Origin of the sequence: Micromonospora globbae (assembly GCF_003610785.1) — a bacterium.
Lineage (GTDB): Bacteria > Actinomycetota > Actinomycetes > Mycobacteriales > Micromonosporaceae > Micromonospora > Micromonospora globbae.
Genome location: NZ_RAQQ01000010.1, coordinates 141,981 through 162,219 on the forward strand (window position 1 = coordinate 141,981; position 20,239 = coordinate 162,219).

General features: G+C 73.6%; 18 protein-coding genes and 1 pseudogene. 8 read left to right on the forward strand and 11 right to left on the reverse strand.

Annotated elements, in window-relative coordinates:
* Window positions 1–5: 5 nt before the first annotated feature.
* Window positions 6–1,682, reverse strand: coding sequence for an ABC transporter substrate-binding protein (locus D7I43_RS15695; RefSeq protein ID WP_204985201.1), 1,677 nt, complete (start codon window positions 1,680–1,682; stop codon window positions 6–8).
* A gap of 314 nt (window positions 1,683–1,996) precedes the next feature.
* Between D7I43_RS15695 and D7I43_RS15700 the strand changes: the two genes are divergently transcribed.
* Entirely contained in the window at window positions 1,997–2,623 is a 627-nt protein-coding gene (locus D7I43_RS15700; RefSeq protein ID WP_240032978.1) for a class I SAM-dependent methyltransferase, read from the forward strand.
* A gap of 90 nt (window positions 2,624–2,713) precedes the next feature.
* Here D7I43_RS15700 and D7I43_RS15705 read toward each other — a convergent pair whose 3' ends face one another.
* Entirely contained in the window at window positions 2,714–4,000 is a 1,287-nt protein-coding gene (locus tag D7I43_RS15705; RefSeq protein ID WP_120329242.1) for an L-lactate MFS transporter, read from the reverse strand.
* A 241-nt stretch (window positions 4,001–4,241) separates the two neighbouring features.
* Here D7I43_RS15705 and D7I43_RS15710 point away from each other — a divergent pair, with 241 nt between their 5' ends.
* The gene (locus D7I43_RS15710) at window positions 4,242–4,751 is read left to right on the forward strand and encodes a VOC family protein (protein WP_158610107.1); all 510 of its coding nucleotides are present in this window, start codon (window positions 4,242–4,244) and stop codon (window positions 4,749–4,751) included.
* A gap of 61 nt (window positions 4,752–4,812) precedes the next feature.
* On the opposite strand, the gene D7I43_RS15715 is transcribed toward D7I43_RS15710, so the two are convergent.
* Both D7I43_RS15715 and D7I43_RS15720 read right to left on the reverse strand, forming a co-directional pair.
* The gene (locus D7I43_RS15715; RefSeq protein ID WP_120329244.1) at window positions 4,813–5,892 is read right to left on the reverse strand and encodes a PIN domain-containing protein; all 1,080 of its coding nucleotides are present in this window, start codon (window positions 5,890–5,892) and stop codon (window positions 4,813–4,815) included.
* Window positions 5,893–5,991: 99 nt separating this feature from the next.
* Window positions 5,992–6,552, reverse strand: coding sequence for a GNAT family N-acetyltransferase (locus tag D7I43_RS15720; protein ID WP_120329245.1), 561 nt, complete (start codon window positions 6,550–6,552; stop codon window positions 5,992–5,994).
* 99 nt (window positions 6,553–6,651) lie between these two features.
* Here D7I43_RS15720 and D7I43_RS15725 point away from each other — a divergent pair, with 99 nt between their 5' ends.
* Both D7I43_RS15725 and D7I43_RS15730 read left to right on the forward strand, forming a co-directional pair.
* Window positions 6,652–7,362, forward strand: a complete 711-nt coding sequence (locus D7I43_RS15725; protein WP_120329246.1) for a siderophore-interacting protein — start codon at window positions 6,652–6,654, stop codon at window positions 7,360–7,362.
* Window positions 7,359–8,618, forward strand: a complete 1,260-nt coding sequence (locus D7I43_RS15730; RefSeq protein WP_120329247.1) for an MFS transporter — start codon at window positions 7,359–7,361, stop codon at window positions 8,616–8,618. Before D7I43_RS15725 ends, D7I43_RS15730 begins: the two co-directional genes overlap by 4 nt.
* 90 nt (window positions 8,619–8,708) lie before the next feature.
* On the opposite strand, the gene D7I43_RS15735 is transcribed toward D7I43_RS15730, so the two are convergent.
* Window positions 8,709–9,347, reverse strand: coding sequence for a hypothetical protein (locus D7I43_RS15735; RefSeq protein WP_120329248.1), 639 nt, complete (start codon window positions 9,345–9,347; stop codon window positions 8,709–8,711).
* A 175-nt stretch (window positions 9,348–9,522) separates the two neighbouring features.
* Between D7I43_RS15735 and D7I43_RS15740 the strand changes: the two genes are divergently transcribed.
* Window positions 9,523–10,416, forward strand: coding sequence for a bifunctional helix-turn-helix transcriptional regulator/GNAT family N-acetyltransferase (locus tag D7I43_RS15740; RefSeq protein WP_120329249.1), 894 nt, complete (start codon window positions 9,523–9,525; stop codon window positions 10,414–10,416).
* Between the two features lie 21 nt (window positions 10,417–10,437).
* Here the strand turns inward: D7I43_RS15740 and D7I43_RS15745 are convergent, their stop codons facing one another.
* Window positions 10,438–11,814: an FAD-dependent oxidoreductase gene (locus D7I43_RS15745; protein ID WP_120329250.1), complete on the reverse strand. Its 1,377-nt coding sequence runs from the start codon at window positions 11,812–11,814 to the stop codon at window positions 10,438–10,440.
* Between the two features lie 129 nt (window positions 11,815–11,943).
* Complete coding sequence (locus D7I43_RS15750; RefSeq protein ID WP_120329251.1) at window positions 11,944–12,888, reverse strand: quinone oxidoreductase family protein; 945 nt, start codon at window positions 12,886–12,888, stop codon at window positions 11,944–11,946.
* A gap of 247 nt (window positions 12,889–13,135) precedes the next feature.
* On the opposite strand from D7I43_RS15750, the gene D7I43_RS15755 reads away from it, so the two are divergent.
* On the forward strand, window positions 13,136–13,774 hold the full coding sequence (locus D7I43_RS15755) for a TetR/AcrR family transcriptional regulator C-terminal domain-containing protein (protein ID WP_120329252.1): 639 nt from the start codon (window positions 13,136–13,138) through the stop codon (window positions 13,772–13,774).
* Between the two features lie 78 nt (window positions 13,775–13,852).
* Here the strand turns inward: D7I43_RS15755 and D7I43_RS15760 are convergent, their stop codons facing one another.
* The 4 genes and pseudogenes from D7I43_RS15760 to ggt form a co-directional block, all read right to left on the reverse strand.
* Window positions 13,853–14,275, reverse strand: coding sequence for a hypothetical protein (locus tag D7I43_RS15760; RefSeq protein ID WP_120329253.1), 423 nt, complete (start codon window positions 14,273–14,275; stop codon window positions 13,853–13,855).
* A gap of 95 nt (window positions 14,276–14,370) precedes the next feature.
* Window positions 14,371–14,952 (reverse strand): KUP/HAK/KT family potassium transporter, encoded by a 582-nt coding sequence (locus tag D7I43_RS34380; RefSeq protein ID WP_420870214.1) that lies wholly within the window; start codon window positions 14,950–14,952, stop codon window positions 14,371–14,373.
* Window positions 14,935–16,420: pseudogene (locus D7I43_RS34385) on the reverse strand (KUP/HAK/KT family potassium transporter); the annotation flags it as partial. The pseudogene D7I43_RS34385 and the gene D7I43_RS34380, both read right to left, overlap by 18 nt.
* A gap of 80 nt (window positions 16,421–16,500) precedes the next feature.
* Window positions 16,501–18,300, reverse strand: a complete 1,800-nt coding sequence (gene ggt, locus D7I43_RS15770) for a gamma-glutamyltransferase (protein ID WP_120329254.1) — start codon at window positions 18,298–18,300, stop codon at window positions 16,501–16,503.
* 222 nt (window positions 18,301–18,522) lie between these two features.
* Between ggt and D7I43_RS15775 the strand changes: the two genes are divergently transcribed.
* Together D7I43_RS15775 and D7I43_RS15780 are read left to right on the forward strand one after the other, a co-directional pair.
* On the forward strand, window positions 18,523–19,278 hold the full coding sequence (locus tag D7I43_RS15775) for an alpha/beta fold hydrolase (protein WP_120329255.1): 756 nt from the start codon (window positions 18,523–18,525) through the stop codon (window positions 19,276–19,278).
* A gap of 157 nt (window positions 19,279–19,435) precedes the next feature.
* Window positions 19,436–20,203, forward strand: coding sequence for an SDR family NAD(P)-dependent oxidoreductase (locus D7I43_RS15780; RefSeq protein ID WP_120329256.1), 768 nt, complete (start codon window positions 19,436–19,438; stop codon window positions 20,201–20,203).
* Window positions 20,204–20,239 lie beyond the last annotated feature (36 nt).

Genomic DNA, 20,239 nt, shown 5'->3' on the forward strand with positions numbered 1-20,239 from the left:
ACAACCTACTTGGCGAACCCGGCGAAGGCCGCGCGGATCACGCCGTCCGGGAAGACCTGGAGCCCGAGGACCGACTTGGAGACGGCCGTCAGGTTCCGCTGCCGGTAGAGGTAGATGAGCGCGTCGTCCTGCTGGAGGATCGTGACGGCCTGCCCGTACAGCTTGCGGCGCTCGCCGAGGTCGTTGGACTGCCGGGCCCGGGTCAGCACGTCGTCGAGCTGCGGGTTGCTGTAGCCGGCGACGTTCTGGCTCCCGCCGGTGCCCACGAAGTTGGTGATGTTGGCGTCCGGGTCGATCCGTCCACTCCAGCCGAGTTGCAGCAGCTCGAAGTTGCCGCGGTCCTGCTCGTCGAGGAGGGACGAGTACTCCACCGGGTTGATCTTCAGGTCGAAGCCGCCCTCCTTCACCATGGACTGCAGCGCCTGGGCGAACCGCAGCGTCTCCGGCGTGTTCGACGCGAGCATCGTCACCTGGTACGGCGTCTGCACCCCGGCCTCGGCGAGCAGTTGCTTGGCCTTGGCGGGGTCGTGGGGCGGGCAGGCCTGCGCCTCGGGGGACGAGAACGAGCTCGCGGGTGAGATCGGGGAGCACGCCTCGGCGTGGATGCCGTTGAACACCGCCTGGACGAGCGTCTTGCGGTCGATGGCGTACTCGAAGGCCTGCCGGACCTTGGCGTCGCGGGCGATGGGCCGGTCGATGGGCTTGGGCGGGGTGCCGACGCCGTCGACGTTGCCGACGTTGAACGTGAGTCCCTGGTAGCCGAGGGACTGCGACTGCAGGACGGTGACCGACGGGTCCTGCCGCAGCGCGGCGACGTCCTGGGTGGAGACGGTGTCGGCGACCTGGGCGTCGCCGGAGCGCAGGTTGGCGGCGCGGATGCTCGCGTCGGTGAGGATCCGCCAGGTGATGCCGTCGAGGTGCACCTTGTCCGCCTCGTAGTAGTTCGGGTCCCGGACGACCTCGATCGAGTTCTGCGGCACCCGCTTGGCGAACTTGAACGGCCCGACGCAGACCGGGGCGGAGGCGAAGTCGTCGCCGAGGCTGGACAGGGCCTTCGGACTCATGATCATGCCGGCCCGGTCGGCGAGGGCGCCGACGAGGGGCGCGAAGGGCTGCTTCAGGCGGACGACCACGGTGTGCGGGTCCGGCGTGTCGACGGACTCGACGGGCCCGAGTTCGCTCTTGCGCGCGGACCGGGCGTTGGTGAGGTGACGCTGGAGGGTGGTCCGCACCGCGGCGGCGTCGAACTGCGTGCCGTCGGCGAAGCGTACGCCCTCGCGCAGCGGGATCGTCACCGTCTTCCCGTCGTCGCTCACCGTCGGCAGCGCGGTCGCCAACTGGGGTACGACCTGCGCCTTCTCGTCCACGTCGTAGAGCTTCTGGCACATCGCCTGGAAGACGTAGCGCGAGTAGAGGCTACGCGACAGGGTCGGGTCCAGCGCGTCGGGCTCCGCGGAGAGCGCGATGACCAGTGTTCCGCCCTTCTTCACGGCGGCGGGGTCCGCCGGCGTACCGACGTTGTCCTGGCCGGCGCCCTGGGTGTCGCCGGGCTGGTCGCCACCGTCGCTCTCGGACACGGGTGAGCAGGCGGCGACGGCGCAGACGGCGGCGACGGCCGCCACGGCGACACCGAGTGGACGGCGTCGGCGAGGGGTCGGTTCGCGGAAGAAGAGGTTCATCATCGAGAGCTCCTCACATGGGCGATTCCGGGAGCGTATGTTGTATACGAAGAATCACGCAAGGGCCTTCTTCGATGCGGCGCCAGCCCCGCCCCGCCGCCCGGCTCCGACCCGTGCGGTGGGTCCGGACGCGCCCACGGACCGTCGCGAGTCCGGCCCGCGCGTCCTGCTCGCGCGCCCGCCGGGCGATCGTCCGGGTCCGCGCCGGGCGCCCGGCTTGAGCTGGCTGGCTAGGCTCGCTCGCGTGCGGCCCGGTCGCCGGGGAGGGATGCCCGGCCCGGTCGCCGGGGCGGATCGCGGCGGAAGGCGGGGGCACGGTGACGACGGATCGCGACGGGCGGCTGCGCCGCTACTGGGACCGGCACGCCGATTCGTACGACCGGCAGATGGGGTTCGCGGAGCGGCGCGTCTTCCGCGACACGCGCGACTGGATCTGCCGCCGGGCGTCCGGCGACGTCCTCGAGATCGCGGTGGGCACGGGCCTCAACCTGCCGCACTACGCGCCCGACGTGCGGCTGACGGCCGTGGAGTGGAGCCCGCGGATGCTGGCGGTCGCCCGGCGCCGTGCCGCCGACCTCGACCGCGACGCGGACCTGCGCCTCGGTGACGCGCAGGCGCTCGACCTCCCCGACGCGTCCTTCGACTCCGTGGTGTGCACGTTCTCCCTCTGCGCCATCCCGGACGAGCGGCGGGCGCTCGACGAGATGCGGCGGGTGCTGCGTCCGGGCGGGCTGCTCCTGCTGGCCGACCACGTGCCCTCGACGGCGTGGCCGGTGCGCCTCGGACAGCGGCTCGCCGAGGTGGTCACCGTGCCCATGGGCGGCGAGCACTTCCTCCGCCGCCCCGCCGACCAGGTGCGGGCCTGGGGCTGGACGGTCGAGGCGCACGACCGCTTCGCCCTCGGCGTCGTCGAGCGCGTCGCCGCCCGCAGGCCGGCGGCCTGACGGCGGCGCGCCGGCCGTCCGGGTCGGCGCGGCGACCGCATGCCGCCGCGCCACGGCGGCCCGCCCCGCGCGGCGGTCGTCCCGCCGCCGTCAGGGGCCGGTGACCTCGTTGTGGGGTCGGGGCCGCCCCGGCGCGGTCGGCAGCCGGGTGATGGGCGGCAGGACCAGCGCCACGAGCGCGACGATCGCGATGACCGTGAACGGCACCGTGTAGCTGTTGCCGCTCGCCTCGTAGAGCAGCGCCGTGACCAGCGGGCCGACCACTCCCCCGATGCTCCAGGCCACGATCATGGCCCCGTAGATGGCGCCGGCGTTCGGGGTGCCGAAGTAGTCGGCCGCGGTGGCCGGCATGGTGCCGAACCCGCCGCCGTAGGCGAGGTAGACCAGCGCGGCGAGGACCGCGAACACTCCGAACGCCGCCGCGTGCGGCAGGATGAAGAAGCAGATGGCCTGCAGCAGCAGCATCCCGATGAACGCCGTCATCCGCCCGATGCGGTCGGACAGCCAGGCCCAGGCCACGCGACCGGCCCCGTTGAACAGGCCGAGGATGCCGACGAGCGTGGCCGCCGTCGCCGCGCTCGCGCCGGTGACCGCCTGCGTGGCGTCGGCCGCCTGGGAGATCAGCGCGATGCCGCAGGCGACGTTGAGCGTGAGGATCGCCGTGAGCAGGTACCACTGCGGTGTCCGCAGCGCCTCGCCGAGGCTGTACACGCGGGTGCCGGCCACGGCCCGCCCGCCGACCTTCGGCGTGAAGCCGGGCACCTGGTAGCCGGGCGGCGGGTTGCGGAAAAGGGACGCCCCGAGCAGGACCGCGATGAGGTACGCGATGCCCAGCGGCAGGAACACGCTCGTCTTGTCGCTGGTCGAGTTCAGCAGCGACTTCGCCACGGGTGCGACGATCACGGCCCCGAAGCCGAACCCGGCCACGGCGATGCCGGTGATGAGCCCCCGCCGGTCGGGGAACCACTTGGCCAGCATGGCGATCGGGGTGATGTAGACGGCGCCGAGGCCGATTCCGCCCAGCACGCCGTACGTGAGCACGAGCAGCCACAACTGGTCGCTCGACGAGGTGAGCGAGGCGAGGATGTTGCCGATGCCGTAGAGGACTCCCCCGGCGAGCGCCACCGGCCGCGGCCCTCGCCGGTCCTGGATGCGCCCCCCGATGAGGCTGCCGATGAAGATCGTGCCGATCGCCACCTCGAAGGGCAGCACGGCCTCCGCCTTGCTCCAGCCGAACTGCTGCTGCAGCGGCTGGTTGAAGACGCTCCACGCGTACACGGCGCCGAGCGCGAGCTGGACGAGCACGGCGGCGACCACCAGTCCCCAGCGGCCGCGGGTCGGTCGGGACGTACGCGGATCACCTGCTGTGTGTGCCATGAGCGAAACCCCCCGTGTGTCGGCTCATGGGCGCCGGGATCCGGCTCGCCGGGGCCGTGCCGCGGCGCCGGTGGCATGGGCGACCGGCGTGCCCGGGTGCGACGGACCTGCTCAACAAACACGAGCAAGTCTGACATTAGAGGATTTGTCTGACCGGCGCAGAATGATGACGGCATGGCCGACCCCTCGGGGGGTACGTCGGGACAGCACCGCAGGCCGCCTGTCAGGGAGGAGATCCGGCATGACGACCGTGCCAGACCCCGCGAGGGTGTCCGTCGGCCTCCGGGAGGCCGCCCACGTCGGCATCGCCGTGAGCGACCTCGACCGTTCGGTCGCCTTCTACCAGGCGCTCCTCGGGGTGGAACCGGTCGTGCGGGACGAGACCATGCAGGGGGCCGGGTTCGCGCGGTCGCAGGGCCTGCCGTCGACGCGGCTCCGGTACGCCACGTTCAACCTGACCAACCTCGGCATCGACCTGATCCAGTTCCTGGACCCGGTCGCCGAACCGTCCCGGCCGGCCGCCAACCGGCCCGGGTCGATGCACCTCTGCTTCCGCGTCGAGGACGTGCGGGCCGTCCACGCGCGGATGCGGGAGGCCGGCTTCGACTTCCTCGGCGACCCCTACACGTTCGCCGCCGGCGAGGTGAACCCGGCGGAGGCGCTCGGCACCGAGGTCGCCTACTTCAACGACCCCGACGGCACGAACCTGGAGCTCATCGCGCCGAAGGGCGGTTTCGCCCGCCCCGGCTGACAGCGGCGTTCACCACTCCACTCCCGACGGCCCGCCCTCGACCACGCCGGCCGGGCGCCCGTCATCCGGTGGTCTGCGGGGTGACCAGGTAGTCGTCCGCCTCGGGGCTCCACCGCAACTGCACGGCGCCGGCGGTCGCGGCGGCCTTGCAGAACTGGAGGAAGCTGCGGTAGCCGAGCTTCTTCTCGCTGAAGTCCGGCCGGGCCCGGCGGAGCTGGTCCTTCAGGCCGGACAGCGCCACCGCGCCGTCGCCGTCGGCGAGGTCGACCACCACCGACCGGAGCAGCCCGAACGCCACCTCCCGGTCACCGTGCTCGGGCAGGGAGACCTCCGGGTCACCCTTCGCGGGCCCCTCGGCCAGCTCGATGACGCTGGTCGCGGCGAGGTGCCGGAGCAGTTCGCCGAACGTGCGGAAGCCGTAGTCGGACTCGCTGAACGTCGGGTCCTTCCGCAGCAGGGTGCGCTTGAGCCGCGACGCCGTCACCTCGCCGCCGGAGCTGCCCTGCAGACCGGCCACCGTCTGCGCGACGGAGGCGGCGAGCGTGTCGACGTCCCGCCCGGGTTCCTCGACCTCCGGCTGCCGCTCGGGCTCCCGCTCGACCCGCGGCGCCTCCTGCTCCGCGGGCCGCGCGCCGCGGCCGCCCCGGACCCGGGCCGGCGGGATCTCGACACCCTCCAGCCGGTCGTAGTAGAGGAACTCGTCGCAGGCCGGCGGCAGCAACGCCGAGGTGGACTTCTCGACCCCCACGCCGACGACCCGCTTGTTCAGCTCCCGGAGCTTGTGCACCAGCGGGGTGAAGTCGCTGTCGCCGGTGCAGATCACGAACGTGGAGATGTAGTCCCGCTCGAAGGCCAGTTCCACGGCGTCGACGGCCATCTTGATGTCGGCCGCGTTCTTGCGGGTGGCCCCCATGCGCTGGGGGATCTCGATGAGCTCGACGTGGTTGCGGGTGAGCATCCGCCGGTCCTCGTCGAAGTACGACCAGTCCGCGTACGCCCGGCGCACGACCACCCGTCCGCGCTCGGCGAGGGCGTCCGCGATGGGACGGAAGTCGAAGGCCATCCCGCCGTGGTGGTCGCGGAACCCCAGGGCGAGGTTCTCGTAGTCGAGGAAGAGGGCGATCCGGTCTTCGTGATCCACGCGGCCAGCCTAGCCGGGTGCCGGCCCGGCCACCCGGACGCTCGCGGGGACCCTCCAGGCCGGACGCCGGACGGACGCATCCGGGGGCGCGGGTGACGCTCAGGCCGGGGCGGGGTGATCGGCCTCGAAGCGGGCCCGGGTCAGGAAGGCGAGCTGGGCGCGCTTGTCGGGCAGGTCGATCTCGGGGCCGAACACGAATCCCTCCGCCTCCAGCCGCCGCAGGGCGACCTCGTTGCGCACGTCCGGCTCGACGACGATCCGCTGGGCGGCCGGGTCGCGGAACAGGAAGCGCGCGAGGGCCGGGCCGACGGCGCTGGTCAGCCCCCGGGCGTAGCGCCGGGGAGGGTTGAGGAGCAGGTGCATGCCCACGTCGCCGGGCTGGACGGGGTAGCGCTCGCCGACCGGGTCGGCGTCCGGCTGGTAGGTCTGGAACAGCCCGACCGGCTCGCCGTCGATCAGGACGAGGTACGCGTGGTGCGTCGGCAGGCCGTCGAGGAACGCGTAGATCTCGCGTACCTGCTCGACGGTGTGCCCGCCCATGCCCCAGAAGGAGTTGCGGGGCCGGGTGACCCAGCCGTGCAACAGTTCCGCGTCCCGGTCGGGTGCCACGGTCACGAGCGACAGCTCGCCGAGGTCGGAGATCTTCTCCTGGTAGGTCATGGGTGCCCTGTCCTTGGATGCGAGGCGGGCAGGCGTTCCCCGCCCGCCGGGGCTTAGGTTAACCTAACCTAACCAAGCCTGACCTCACCTGGAGGGTGCGTGAAACGTAACTGGGAGGCCCTGGTGCTCAAGGCCATGGGAGGTCGGGACTTCCGGCTGACCGTCCTGGCCACCGAGTCCGTCGACGGGCACTACCAACGCCTGCTCATGGATGACGGCGGGCTGCTGGAGAGCTGCGGCGTGCACCCCACCATGTGGATCCGGCTCTGGTTCGACAACGACGGTCGGGCGCACCAGCGCGCGTACACGCTCGTGGACCCCGACCCGGCCACCGGCCGGTTCACCCTCGAGTTCGCCCTGCACGACGGCTGCGCCGCCCGCTGGGCCACGACGGCCCGGCCCGGCGACACCATCGCCGCGACCGTGCAGGGCAGCGCCTTCACCCTTCCGGACCCCGCGCCCCGGCACCTCTACCTCGTCGGCGACGCGGCGTCCCTGCCGGCGGTGAACAGCCTGCTCGACGCCGGCGCCGACATCCCCGCCACGATCTGGCTGGAGTACGCGCACGAGGGCGAGAAGGCGCTCGCGCCACGGGCGCGGGCACACCACGAGGTCACCTGGGTGCCGCGCCGGGAGGCCGGCCGGCACCTGGTCGACACGGTCTGCGCCGCGCTGCCGGTCAGCGACGCCGCCCACTACTGGGTGGCGGCCGAGGCGGCCACCACCCGCAGCATCACCCGGCACATCCGGCGCACCCTGGGCGTCGACCGGCGCCAGCTGACCTCGCTGGGCTACTGGAGAGCCACGTGACGAGCCGTCTCGGCACGCTGACCACGCTGTACGTCACGCAGTACCTCGGCATCGGGTTCATCACCGTCGGCCTGACCGCGATCCTGCGCGACGGCGGCACCTCCCTGGACACGCTCGCCCTGCTCCAGGTCGTCGGTCTGGTCTGGCCGATCAAGTTCCTCTGGGCACCGATCCTCGACCGCTACGGATCCCGCCGCCACGGCCACTACCGGTCCTGGTTGGTCGTCCTCCAGTCCGCGCTGGTGCTGGCCCTGCTGGCGCTGCTGCCGTTCTCCCGTCCGGCCGCGCAGCTCGGGCCGGTCATCGCCCTCTGCACCGCCTACGTCCTCTTCTCCGCCACGCAGGACATCGCCGTCGACGCCGTCGCCGTGCGGCTGCTCTCCGACTCCGCCCGCGGGCTCGGCAACGGCATCCAGGTGGCCGCCAGCTACCTCGGCAACCTGCTCGGCGGCGGCGCCTGCGTGCTGGTCTACGACCGGTTCGGCTGGGCGCCCGCGATCGGCCTGCTGGCCGCGTTGACGGCGACCGGCCTCGTGGTGGCGTGGCGGTTCCGGGAGCCGCCCCGCACCGACCGGATCGCCGGGGTCGGCACGGCGTACCGGGCGCTGCTGTCCGTGTTCGGGCAGCCCGGGTGCCGACAATGGACCTTCGGGGTGGTGCCGCTGGTCTACGTCGGCGCGGGGATGGCGTACGCCCTGGTGACGCCCGCCCTCGTGGACGCCGGATGGTCGCTGGGCCGGATCGGCGTGGTGACCGGGGTGGTCACCAGCGCCCCGGCGATCGTCGCCGGTCTGCTGGCCGGGGCCGGGATCGCCCGGTACGGGCGCGGCGGCGTGCTGGTGGCCGGCGGCGTCGGGTTGGCGCTGTCGACGGTGCTCCTGCTGCCACTGATGCGTGGGCACGCGCCGTTGGCCGGGACGGTCGCGGCGCTCTGCTGCTTCCTGGCGGCGTACACCGTCGCCAACGTCGTGCTCTACACGGTGAACATGGACTACTCGCGCGCGGGCACCGGAGGCACGGACTTCACCGTCCTGTCCTCGTTCGGGCTGGTCTGTTCGTTCGGCGCCTCGGCCGTCGGTCTCGCGGCCGCCGAGCGGTTCGGCTACCCCGCGGTCGCCGTCACGTCCGTCCTGCTGGTCGCCGCCGGAGTCGTCCTCGGTCTCGCCCACCAGCGGCGCTACCGGCGTCCGCACCCACCGCGGGCGGACCGGTCCGACGAGCGGTCGGCGTCCGGCGACGTGGCGGTCCCGGCCTGACGGAGGGTCCGGGCCCGGGCGTCGCCCCCACGCGGCGCCGGCGGGCCCGGCCCGACCGCGGCGGGGCCCGCCGCGGTCGGGCCGCCCGTCTCACGCCCGGGCCGGCCGCAGCCGCCGCAAGCCGGACCAGCGCGGCCGGCACGAGAGCACGACGATGATGAGGATCAGGGACAGCAGCGGCAACGGGTGGCCGAGGACGAGGGCGAGCGTCAGCTCGGCCAGCCCGCCCAGGACGGTGGCGACGAAGACCCACCGGGGCCCCGAGGGTCCCGTGGCCCGGCGGCCCCCGCGAACCGTCCCCCACGGCTTGCGCACCGACAACCAGCCCTGGAAGGCGATCGCGCTCGCCATCAACGCCGTGCCCACCACGAGGCGCACGGTGGGCCCGCCGGTCATCGCGTCGGTCAGCGTCGGCGACAGGACGAAGATCCCGAGGTACACCTGCACCATGCTGATGGCGAACTTGGCCAGCACCCACCAGTGGATGAAGAAGCCCCAGGGGGTGGCCGCCGCCAGCACGATTCCGGTACAGGCCGAGACGCCGGCCATGGGGGCGAGCAGTCGGCCGTCGACGACGTGCGCCATCGAGGTCGCCGCGTCACGCGCGGCGGAACCGTCCGCGGCGAGGCCGACGGCGAGGAGCACGCACAGCGTCATGGCCTGCGCCATCCATCCGACCGACGTCAGGATGTGCAGCCACACGGTGAGTTGACGCCAACGCTTGACCATGCCTCCGATGGTCACCGGGCCGGCCGCCGGGCGGCATCGGAGGAAACCCGGAACCGGGCCGGGGTTCTCCCCGAGTCCGCGCACCCTTCAGAGGGGACCGGGCACGGCACCCGCGAACCGGCCGCCGCGGGGGTCGCGTACCACCGGTCGCCGATACCTGACTAAAGTCAGCTACATGAGCCACGACCTGATCGCCGCCGTGCGGCGGTTCAACCGGACGGTCACCCAACGGGTGGGCGCGCTCGACGACGAGTACATGGCGCGGGGCCGACCCCTGGCGCAGGCACGCCTGCTGTGGGAGATCGGCCCCGGCGGCGCGGAGGTGGCGGCGCTGCGGGGCCGGCTCGGGCTGGACTCGGGCTACCTCAGCCGGCTGCTGCGTGCTCTCGAGAACGACGGCCTGGTCACGGTGGGCCCCGCGGACGGCACCGGCGACGGGCGGGTCCGGACGGCGGCGCTCACCCCGGCCGGCCGTACGGAGTGGGCCGAGCTCGACCGGCGCTCCGACGAGTTCGCCTGGTCGATCCTCGAACCACTGGCCGCGCCGCATCGGCAGCGGCTCGTGGCGGCCATGGCCGAGGTGGAGCGGCTGCTCGTCGCGTCGATGGTGGTCATCGCGCCATGCCCGCCGAGCGACCCGCGCGCCCGCACCTGCCTGCGCGCCTACGCGCGGGACGTGGCGCGGCGCTTCGACGACGGGTTCGATCCGGCCCTCAGCAACCCGGTGCGCGACGACGAACTCGTCCCGCCGGCCGGGGTGTTCCTGCTCGCCACCCTGAACGCCGAACCCGTCGGCTGCGGCGCCGTCAAGCTCCACCCGGACGCGCCCGCGGAGATCAAACGTGTCTGGGTGGCCGACAGCGTGCGCGGCCTGGGGATCGGCCGGCGGATGCTCGACGAACTGGAGCGGTACGCCGCGGAGCGGGGCTGGGACACCGTACGGCTGGACACCAACCGCACCCTCACCGAGGCGATCGCGATGTACCGGGCCGCCGGCTACCGCGAGATCGAGCCGTACAACACCGAGCGCTACGCCGACCACTGGTTCGAGAAGCGCCTGGTGCCGTGACGTCCGCCCCGGCCGGTAGGCTCACCGGGCTCGCCGGTTGGCGCGCAGCGCGCCCAGCAGGACGCCGGGAGTGACCAGCGAGTTCGGGTGCGCGGACAGGGAGACGACGCGGTTGAACCGGCGGGCGACGGCCACGTCGGTGATCGTCGCCGTGACGATCTGCCGGCTGACCCAGCTCCGCAACCGGTGGCCGCGCGGGTAGGGACCGTCCACGTGCGGCAGGGCGAGGTCGGCGGAGGTGGACGTCGACCAGGCGGCGTCGACCACGACCTTCTGCAACGCGAAGAACTCGCGGGCGGGCGCGTCGGGATCGGGCTTCGCGCGCACGTACCGCGACAGGCAGGCCGCGTGCAGGGCCGCCGCCGTGATCCCCTGCCCGTACACGGGGTTGAACGAGGCGACCGCGTCCCCGACGCTCACGAGGCGGGCGGGCAGGCGCCGCAGCGCGTGGAACTCCCGCCGCCGGCTGTCGGCGTGGTGGTACGTCCGCACGTCGCCGAGCATCTCGTTGCCGGCGAGTTCGCCGAACTCCGGCGGGAACTGCGACCGCAACCGGCGGACGAAGTCGTCGGCCGTGCGCCCGGGACGGCTGTCGCCGTAGCCGGCCATCATGGCCATCCACCGGCCGTCCTCGACGGCGAAGAACGCGGCGCCGGCCACGTCCGACGACGCCGCCGGGCTGTGCAGGGCCATGACGAGGGTGGGTCGCGGGTCCGTCTCCCGGCGCCGGAACAGCGCGGTCGCGTAGTTGAGGTCGACCCGCATCCGCCGGGTGGCCGGCCGCTCCCCGCCGGCCCGCTCGAGCCAGTCGGAGAGGCGGCTCGACCGTCCCATGGCGTCCACCACGAGATCGCCGCGCTCGACGCCGGGCGCACCGCCGTCGTCGTAGCGGACGCCGGCGGTGACCGCGCCGTCGAACACGAGACCCGTCGCGCGGGCGGTCCGGGTCTCGACGTTGGGCATTCGCAGCACCTGCTGGCGGATCAGCCCCTCCAGGAACGGACGGGTGCCCGCCAGGCTGTCGGCGTCGTCGGGCACCACCACCTTCAGCCGACCGTCGAGGTAGCTGCGCCGGCCGGCGGGCGGCGCCTCGACCGCCCCCTGGGCCAGGGCGTGCTCCCGGAACCCGGGGAACAGCCGTTCGAGCAGCAGGAAGCCGCCGGGCAGCAGCGCGTGCAGCTGCGTACCCTGTGGCACTCCGGGCCGGGCGCCGGCCGTCCGCGGGTCGTCGCGGTCGATGACGACGACGCTCTCCGCGTGGCCGGCCAGCACCCGTGCCGCCAGCAGCCCGGCCACGCTGCCGCCGATCACGATGGCCCTGCCCATGACCGGCGTGGCCCGCTCGGGTGGCCGCTCCGCGTTCAGTGCGGCGAAGATCCGGGCCGGGGAGGATGCCATCTGCTCTCCATCGGGTGCGGGGGTGCGCGCCTTCCCGCATCCTGCCAGCGAGCGGGCACGACGGCAGTCCCCTCACGCCTGCGCGTGGTCCCGCGTGGGCCCCGCGGCTCCGCCGGCCACGAGCGCCCGTCAGGGGCTCGGCGCGGCGGACCGTCCGCCGGTCGTCACCACGACCCGGCCCAAATTTCCGCGCGACGCCACCAGCCCGACGGCGGCGGCGAGCCGGTCGAACCCGAACTCGACGCACCGGGGGCGGAGCGCGCCGCGGGCCAGCAGGTCCCACACCTGCGCCCGGTACCCGTTCACCAGGTCGGGCCGGGTCCGGTCGAGCGTGCCGATCGTGAAGCCGAGGACGCTCCTCATGCCGCCCAGCAGGCTGCTCACGTCCACGGTGCCGCCGGCGGCGCTGAACGCGACCATCCTGCCGAGGGGAGCCAGCATGTCCACGCCGCGTCGCACGAGGTCGCCGCCGGCGCCGTCCAGGACCAGGTCGACCGGTTCACCCCAGGACGGCTCGGCGTACGTGACGACCTCGTCGGCGCCGCAGTCGCGCGCGAACGGGGCCTTCTCCGGGGATCCCACCGCGGCGACGACCCGGGACGCGCCCAATGCCCGGCCCAGTTGCACCATCAGGTGCCCGGTGCCGCTGGCGGCGGCGGTCACCAGGACCGACTCGCCGGGCGCGAAGCGTCCCGCCCGCGGGGCGCTGAGCGCGATCAGGCCACCACGGACCAGGCACACGGCGGCCGGGGCCCCGACCTCGCCGGGCACCCGGGCCACCAGCCGTGGGTCGGCGAGCACGAGATCGGCGTACGCGTCCTCGAACACGACCCCGCCCACCCGGTCGCCCACCTCGAACCCGGACACACCGGCGCCCACGGCGGCCACGGTCCCGACGATCTCGCCGCCCGGGCGCACCGGCTCGGCGCGCCCGCGGGAGGCGGCCAGCAGGCGGACGAGCCCGACCCCGACCCCGACGGCCTCCGTGCGCACCAGCAGGCGCCCCGGTGGTACGAGCGGGTCGGGCGCGTCGACGACTTCGACGCCGTCGTCGGAGAAGTTGACGGTACGCATGCTTGGTTCCTTCTGATCGGGTCGGGCGGGGCCGCCCGGCGGGGTCAGCCGGCGCGGCCGCCCGTCAGGTCAGGCCGCGGGGCCGCCCGTCGAGGGCGGCCCCGTGCGTCTCAGGCGGTGTTCCTCGGCAGCATCAGCGCCCCTCCCCTCCGTCGACGACCAAACTTCAACGCTGTTGAAGTTCAACGACGTTGAAGTCTGCGGCATACTCGGGGAGGTCGTCAAACCTTTTCCGGAGCGGGCAACGATGCGGCTGAGCAAGGAGCAGGTGTTGAGCACGGCGCTGGACGTGCTCGACGAGGTCGGGCTGGAGCAGTTGACGATGCGGCGACTGTCGGCCCGGCTCGGCGTGCAGAACGGCGCCACCTACTGGCACTTCCGCAGCAAGCAGGCGCTGCTGGAGGCGATGGCCGACGCCATGCTCGCCGGGATCGTCGACGATCTCGACCCGCACGCCCCGTGGCACGCGCGGGTCGCCGGCCTCGCCCACCGCCTACGGCGCGCGCTGCTCGCACGCCGTGACGGGGCGCGCCTCTTCGCGAGCCTCTTCTTCCCGCTGCCGAACGCGCTCGACTACGGCGAAGCCATGATCGCCGCACTGCGCGACGCCGGCATGTCCCACCGCGACGCGGCGTGGACCGCCGACGCCGTCACGTACTACGTCGTGGGCCACGCCGCCGAGGAGCAACTCGCCGCCGGCCTGCCCGACGACGGGGCACCGGCCACGACGCGACTCACCCGGGCCGTCGATCCGCACCGTCACCCGCACCTGCACGCGGCACTCGCGCACGTGCCGGCCCCGCACGGCGAGGAGCACTTCGACCATGGGTTGCGGCTGCTCGTCAACGGCATCCCGGCCTCCGCCGGGACGGCGTCCGCGATGTGACGGCCGGCGTGGACGACGTCCGCGCCGGCCCCGGGAGCCCCGGCCCCGCGAGCGCCGGGCACCGCGCGGCGAGCACCCCTAGCGCTGCGTACGGTCGTCGATCTCCGTGCCGGACTCGCCCGGCCGCGCGCCGATCGACTCCTCGGCGGCCCGCCCGCCCGTGCTCTCGTCCCCCAGGGTGAGACCGCTGCGGGGCAGATCGGACAAGCCGGCGGGATCCTCCGTCGGCTGGTCGGGCTCCCCGGCCGCCGTCTGCGCGCCCGGGCCGCCGGCGGACTCCCGCCGCCCGACACCCCGGCCGTGGTACACGCCGGAGCCGGCCGGTGCGCCCGGTTCGGCGAGCCTCGTGTCGGCCGGCCCGCCGGCGGTGTCGGCCAGCCCGGCCCGGCGCAGCATGTCGACCAGCTCGTCGTGCGACATGTCGTCGGTGTCCGGTATCCCGGCGCCGCGCGCGATCGACCGCAGGGTCGTGAGGTCCTGGTCCGCGAAGGTCTCGGCCATGCCCGCAGGCTTCCCCGGGGTCGGGATCGGAAACGCCCCGGACCGTGCCGGGTGGCGGCAACTCCGGCCGCCGACCACCGGCGTGGGCGCCACGACTACAGCTCGATGTGCGAGCCCATGATGACGGTGCGCTCGCGCGGCAGGCAGAAGTGTTCGGCGGCGTCGGCGGTGATGTACGAGGTGGCGATGAACAACCGCTTTCGCCACCGCGGCATGGTCGGTCGCGTGCCGGACCGCAGCTCGATCTTCGACAGGAAGTACGACGCCTCGTCGACGTCCAGCTGTCCCTCGGTGGCGTCCGGTCCCAGCCGCCGCAGCACCTCGGGCACGTCGGGCGTCTCCATGTAGCCGAACCGGGCGCTGACGTGGGTGATCCCGTCGTCGGCGAAGCCGAGGTCGTCGACGACGATCTGCTGCTCGGGCGGCACCCGGGGCACCGGCTGGGTGTCGATCGAGAGGATCAGGACGTGCTCGTGGCGTACGTGGTTGTGCTCGACGTTCGCGCGCATGGCGAGCGGAGCGGTCTCCTTGCCCCGGTTGAGGAACACCGCGGTGCCCGGGACGCGCCGCGTCAGCGCCCCGTCCCCGCGCAGCCGCACGACGAAGTCGCGCAGTGAGCCCTCCCGGCGTTGGCGCTCGGCGGTGACGATCTCCCGCCCGCGTTGCCAGGTGGTCATGACGGTGAAGGCGGCCAGGCCGATGAGCAGCGGCAGCCACGCGCCGTGGAGCAGCTTGGTGCCGTTGGCGGCGACGAAGAGCAGGTCGACGAGCAGCAGCGGGACCGCACCCACGGCGAGCACCCAGAGCGGCACGTTCCACCGCCACCGGCCCACGTAGAAGAACATGAGGGTGGTGATGGTGATGGTCGCGGTGACCGCCATGCCGAAGGCGTACGCCAGCGCCGTCGAGCTGCGGAAGGCGAAGACGAGGGTGAGCACGGCGACGAGCAGCAGCCAGTTGACCCACGGCACGTAGACCTGGCCGGCCGTGGACTCGGAGGTGTGCAGGATGCGCAGTCGCGGAAGGTAGCCGAGTTCCGCGGCCTGCGACGCCACCGAGAACGCGCCGCTGATCACCGCCTGGGAGGCGATCACTGTCGCCGCGGTCGCCAGCAGGACCAGCGGCAGCCGGGCCCACTCGGGCACGAGCAGGAAGAACGGGCTGCTGACGTGGCCGGGGTCGGCGAGGATCAACGCGCCCTGCCCGAGGTAGCTGAGCGCGCAGGCGGGGAAGACGAGGGCCACCCAGGCGCGGGTGATCGCGCGCCGGCCGAAGTGCCCCATGTCGGCGTAGAGCGCCTCGGCGCCGGTGACGGCGAGCACGATGGCCGCGAGGGCGTAGAACGCCGCGTCGAAGCGGCCGACCAGGAAGTCCAGCGCGTACGCGGGCGACAGCGCCCGGAGGATCTCGGGGTTTCCGGCGATGCCCCGTACGCCGCACGCGGCGATCGTCACGAACCAGATGATCATGATGGGGCCGAACAGGCGGCCCACCGTGCCGCTCCCCCGCCGCTGCGCCAGGAACAGCACCAGGATGATCACCGCGGTGATCGGCACGACGAGCTCGTGCAGCGACGGCTCGATGACCTTGAGGCCCTCCACCGCGGACAGCACCGAGATCGCCGGGGTGATCATGCTGTCGCCGAAGAACAGCGCGGCGCCGAAGACCCCCAGTCCGGCCAGCAGCACGGCCGTCCGTGCGGCCCGTTTCGGGTTGTGGCGCCGGAGCAGCGTGATGAGCGCCATGATGCCGCCCTCGCCCTCGTTGTCGGCGCGCATGGCGAGCAGCACGTAGGTGACGGTGACGATGATCATCACCGACCAGAAGACGAGCGACACCACCGTACACGTTCTCGGTGCTGATCGGGACGGGATGGGGGTCGCCGGGGTTGAACACCGTCTGCATGGTGTAGATCGGGCTGGTGCCGATGTCGCCGAACACGACGCCGAGCGCCCCGACGACCAGCGCGAGCCGCACCGTGTCGTGCGCGTGCGCGGTCGTGGCGCCCAGTGGCCGGGACGCGGACCCGTCGTCCGGCGCGCCCCGTTGCTGCCGCTCGCTCACGGCGGACCTCCCTGCGGCGAACGGCCGCGTCCGGCGAGATGGCCCGGGCGGCCGGGGCCCGGCCTCGACACATCCGGACATTACCGGCACGGCCGCCTACCGCGGGGCCGGTCGCCGCCGAGCGCCACCGGGGACCGGCGGCGGTCGCGGGACGGGGACCGTCAGGGGCGTGCCCAGCGGCCGACGACGGCCGCCGCGCCACCGCCGCGGCGTACGGGCTCGGCGGCGGCGAGCACACGGCCGTCGGGGAGGAACTCGATGCCGGTCGCGGCGCCGATCTCCGCGGTGGGCGCGAAGACGTGGCCCGGCGGCAGGCCCTCCCCGTACGCGGAGACGAACGCCGGCTCGGCCTGGGTGCTGGCGCCGTTGCGCTGCGACGCCCGGGGCGCCGCCAGCGCCTCGGGCAGGGTCATTCCGCGGTCGATGCGGTTGACCAGCATCTGCAGGACGGTCGTGATGATCGTCGCGCCGCCGGGGGTGCCCACGGCCAGGAACGGCCGTCCGTCGGCCAGCACGATGGTGGGCGACATGGAGCTACGCGGCCGCTTGCCCGGCGCCGGCAGGTTCGGGTCGGGCGCGCTCCCCTGGGTGGGCGCGAAGTTGAAGTCGGTCAGCTCGTTGTTGAGCAGGAAGCCCCGACCCGGCACGACCATCCCGTTGCCGCCGGTCGCCTCGATGGTGAGGGTGTACTCGACGACGTTGCCCCACCGGTCGGCCACCGTCAGGTTGGTGGTGCTCATGCGGTCGTCGCGGGTGTCGGCGGCCGTCGCCGCCGGGCAGCCGCCGTAGCTTCCGTCGGGCACGCCCGGCGCGACCGGCTTGGGCAGCGCCGCCGACGGGTCGATGTGGCACGCCCGCTCCCCGGCGTACGCGTCCGTCACCAGCTCGCGCAGGATCCGCTGGGAGGTGTCGTCCCCGACGTACCGGTTGCGGTCGGCGAACGACAGCGCGCTGGCCTCCAGGTAGTGGTGCATCGCCTGGGCGGGGGTCATCGACCGCAGGTCGAACCGTTCGAGGATGTTGAGCGCCTCGCTGACCGCGACCCCGCCGCTGGACGGCGTCGACATGCCGTACACCTCGTAGCCCCGGTAGTCCGAGCGGGTCGGCGCCGGGAAGCGGGTGCGGTAACGCGCGAGGTCCGCGGTGGTCATCGTCGCGGGCCGGATCGGGTACGGCCACGACTCCGTCGGCCGTGCCGCGAGCGGCGGACGCGTGACCGTGGCGGCCAGGTCGCGGCCGACCTCGCCCCGGTAGAAGACGTCGGTGCCACGCCGGGCGATCAGGCGGTACGTGTCGGCGAGGTCGGGGTTGCGGAAGGTGCTGCCCACCGCCGGGGGCCGGCCGCCCGGCAGGTAGAGCGCGCTCGTCGAGCTGAACTGGGCGAACGCCGCCTGGTTGGCCGCGATCTGGCTCGCGAAGGTCTCGTCGACGGTGAACCCCTCCTCGGCGACCCGCGCGGCCGGCCGGAGCATCTGCGCCAGCGGCCGCGTGCCCCAGCGGGCCAACGCGTCCCGCCAGGTCAGCAGCGTCCCGGGAACGCCGACCGACAGCCCGCTGATCCGGGCCTCGTCGAAGCGGTACGGCTGCCCGGTCGCCGGGTCGACGAAACTCGTCGCGGTCATCGACGCGGGCGCCGCCTCGCGGCCGTCGATGGTGTGCACGCGCCCGGTCCTCGCCTCGTAGTAGACGAGGAAGCCACCGCCGCCGATGCCGGCCGAGAAGGGCTCGGTGACGCCGAGCGTCGCGGCCGCGGCGACCGCCGCGTCGACCGCGTTGCCGCCGCGCCGCAGCACGTCGAGCCCGACGGCCGTGGCGGTCGGGTCGACGGTGGACACGGCGCCCCCGTACCCGACGGCCACCGGCTGCTTCGGCGGCTCGGTCCGCTTCGCCTGTGCGGGAGGGGCGCCGGCCACGAGCGTGGCCAGGGCGACGGTCGCGGTGACGAGGACCCGAGTTCTCATGTGGTCTCCCCAGATCGACGCGGGTGCACCTCCTGCCTACCGTTCCGGCGGGCGGGAGGCAACCCGAACGGTCGATCTTCCCGGCCGGACCGGTCCGGCGGCCGAGCCGCTCCGCCACACCGGACGCGCCCCGCCGTCGCCTTCGCGACACGAGCGTTCCCCGGGTGGGCTCCCGCGACGTTCACTGCGGACGCCACAGCCTGGAGCGGAGAGGTCACCGTCATGACGATCAGCCACATCAGCGTCGGCCACGGCCCGCGGCGGGTGCTGGCCCTGCACGGATGGTTCGGGTCGGCGCGCGGCTGGGGCTGGTTGCCCGACCTCGTCGACGTCGAGCGGTTCACCTGGGCGTTCCTGGACTACCGGGGGTACGGGGCGCGCGCCGGGGTGGCCGGCGAGTACACGCTCGCCGAGATCTCGCGCGACGCGCTGGACCTCGCCGACTCCCTCGGTTGGGACAGGTTCGCCCTGGTCGGGCACTCCATGGGCGGCAGCGCGGCCCAGCGCGTGCTCGCCGACGCGCCCGAGCGGGTGGACCGTCTCGTCGGCATCAGCCCGGTGCCCGCCGGCGGCGTGCCGTTCGACCTGCAGAGCTGGGCGCTGTTCGACGGCGCCGCCGCGAACCCGGACAACCGGCGGGCCATCATCGACCTCACCACCGGCAACCGGCTGTCCGGGCGGTGGCTGGACGAGATGGTCCGGTTCTCCCTCGACCACTCGACCCCGGAGGCGTTCGGCGCCTATCTCACCGCCTGGGCGCGTACCGACTTCACCGACGAGGTGAAGGGCAGTCCGGTGCCGGCGCTCGCCGTGGTCGGCGAGCACGACCCGGCGCTCGGCGCCGACATGATGCGCGAGACCTGGATGCGGCACTACCCCAACGCGCGGCTGGAGGTGCTCGCCAACGCCGGGCACTACGCCATGTACGAGACGCCGGTCCGGTTGGCCACGGTGGTCGAGGACTTCCTCGGCCGGTGACGGCCCCGCCGCGCGCGGCGTCCACACCCGCCTCACTCTTGATCACCGGGTGGGTGGCGGTAGTAGGTTGGGGTGGTGAGGTCGGCGGAGCACGCCGACCGGTACCCCGGGAAGATCCGCGCGCGAACACGTCGGCCGACGACGAGGGGTGGGGGCCATGCCTGCGTACGACAAGCTCTTCCGGCTCGACGGTCGACGGGCCGTGGTGGTGGGTGCCGGCAGCGGCATCGGCCGCGAGTGCGCCCGCGCCCTGGCCGCCCACGGCGCCGAGGTCGTCTGCGCCGACCGTGACGCCGAGTCCGCCGCCCTGACCGCCGAGCTGGCCGGCGGCTCGCCGTACACGGTGGACGTCCTGGACGGCGCCGCGGTAGCCCGGGCCGCGGCCGAGCTGGGTGACGTCGACGTCCTCGTGTTCACGGCCGCGACGAACGTGCGCAAGCGCCTGCTGGACTACACGCAGGAGGAGTTCGACCGGGTGGTCGGGCTCAACCTCGCCGCCTCCTTCGCGCTGGTCCGGGCCTTCGGCTCCGGGATGGCGGAGCGCGGTCGGGGCAGCATCATCGGCTTCTCCTCGATCCGCGCCTTCACGGTGGAACCGGGCCAGGGCGTGTACGCCGCCACCAAGTCGGGCCTCGTGCAGCTGCTGCGGACCGCGGCCGCCGAACTCGGGCCGCGCGGCGTGCGCGTCAACGCCGTCGCTCCCGGCGTCGTGGAGACGCCCCTCACCGCCCAGATCAAGGCCAACCCCGACTGGTACGACGCGTACGCCGCCAAGAGCGCGCTGGGACGCTGGGCGCGCCCGGAGGAGATGGCCGGAGCGGTCGTCTACCTCGCCGGCGACGCGGCGAGCTTCGTGACCGGCACCTGCCTGGTCGTCGACGGCGGGTGGACCGCGGTCGACGGCCGGTTCGAGCCGCCCAACTGACGCCCCCGCGCCCGGGCCGGCACAGTGGCCGGCCCG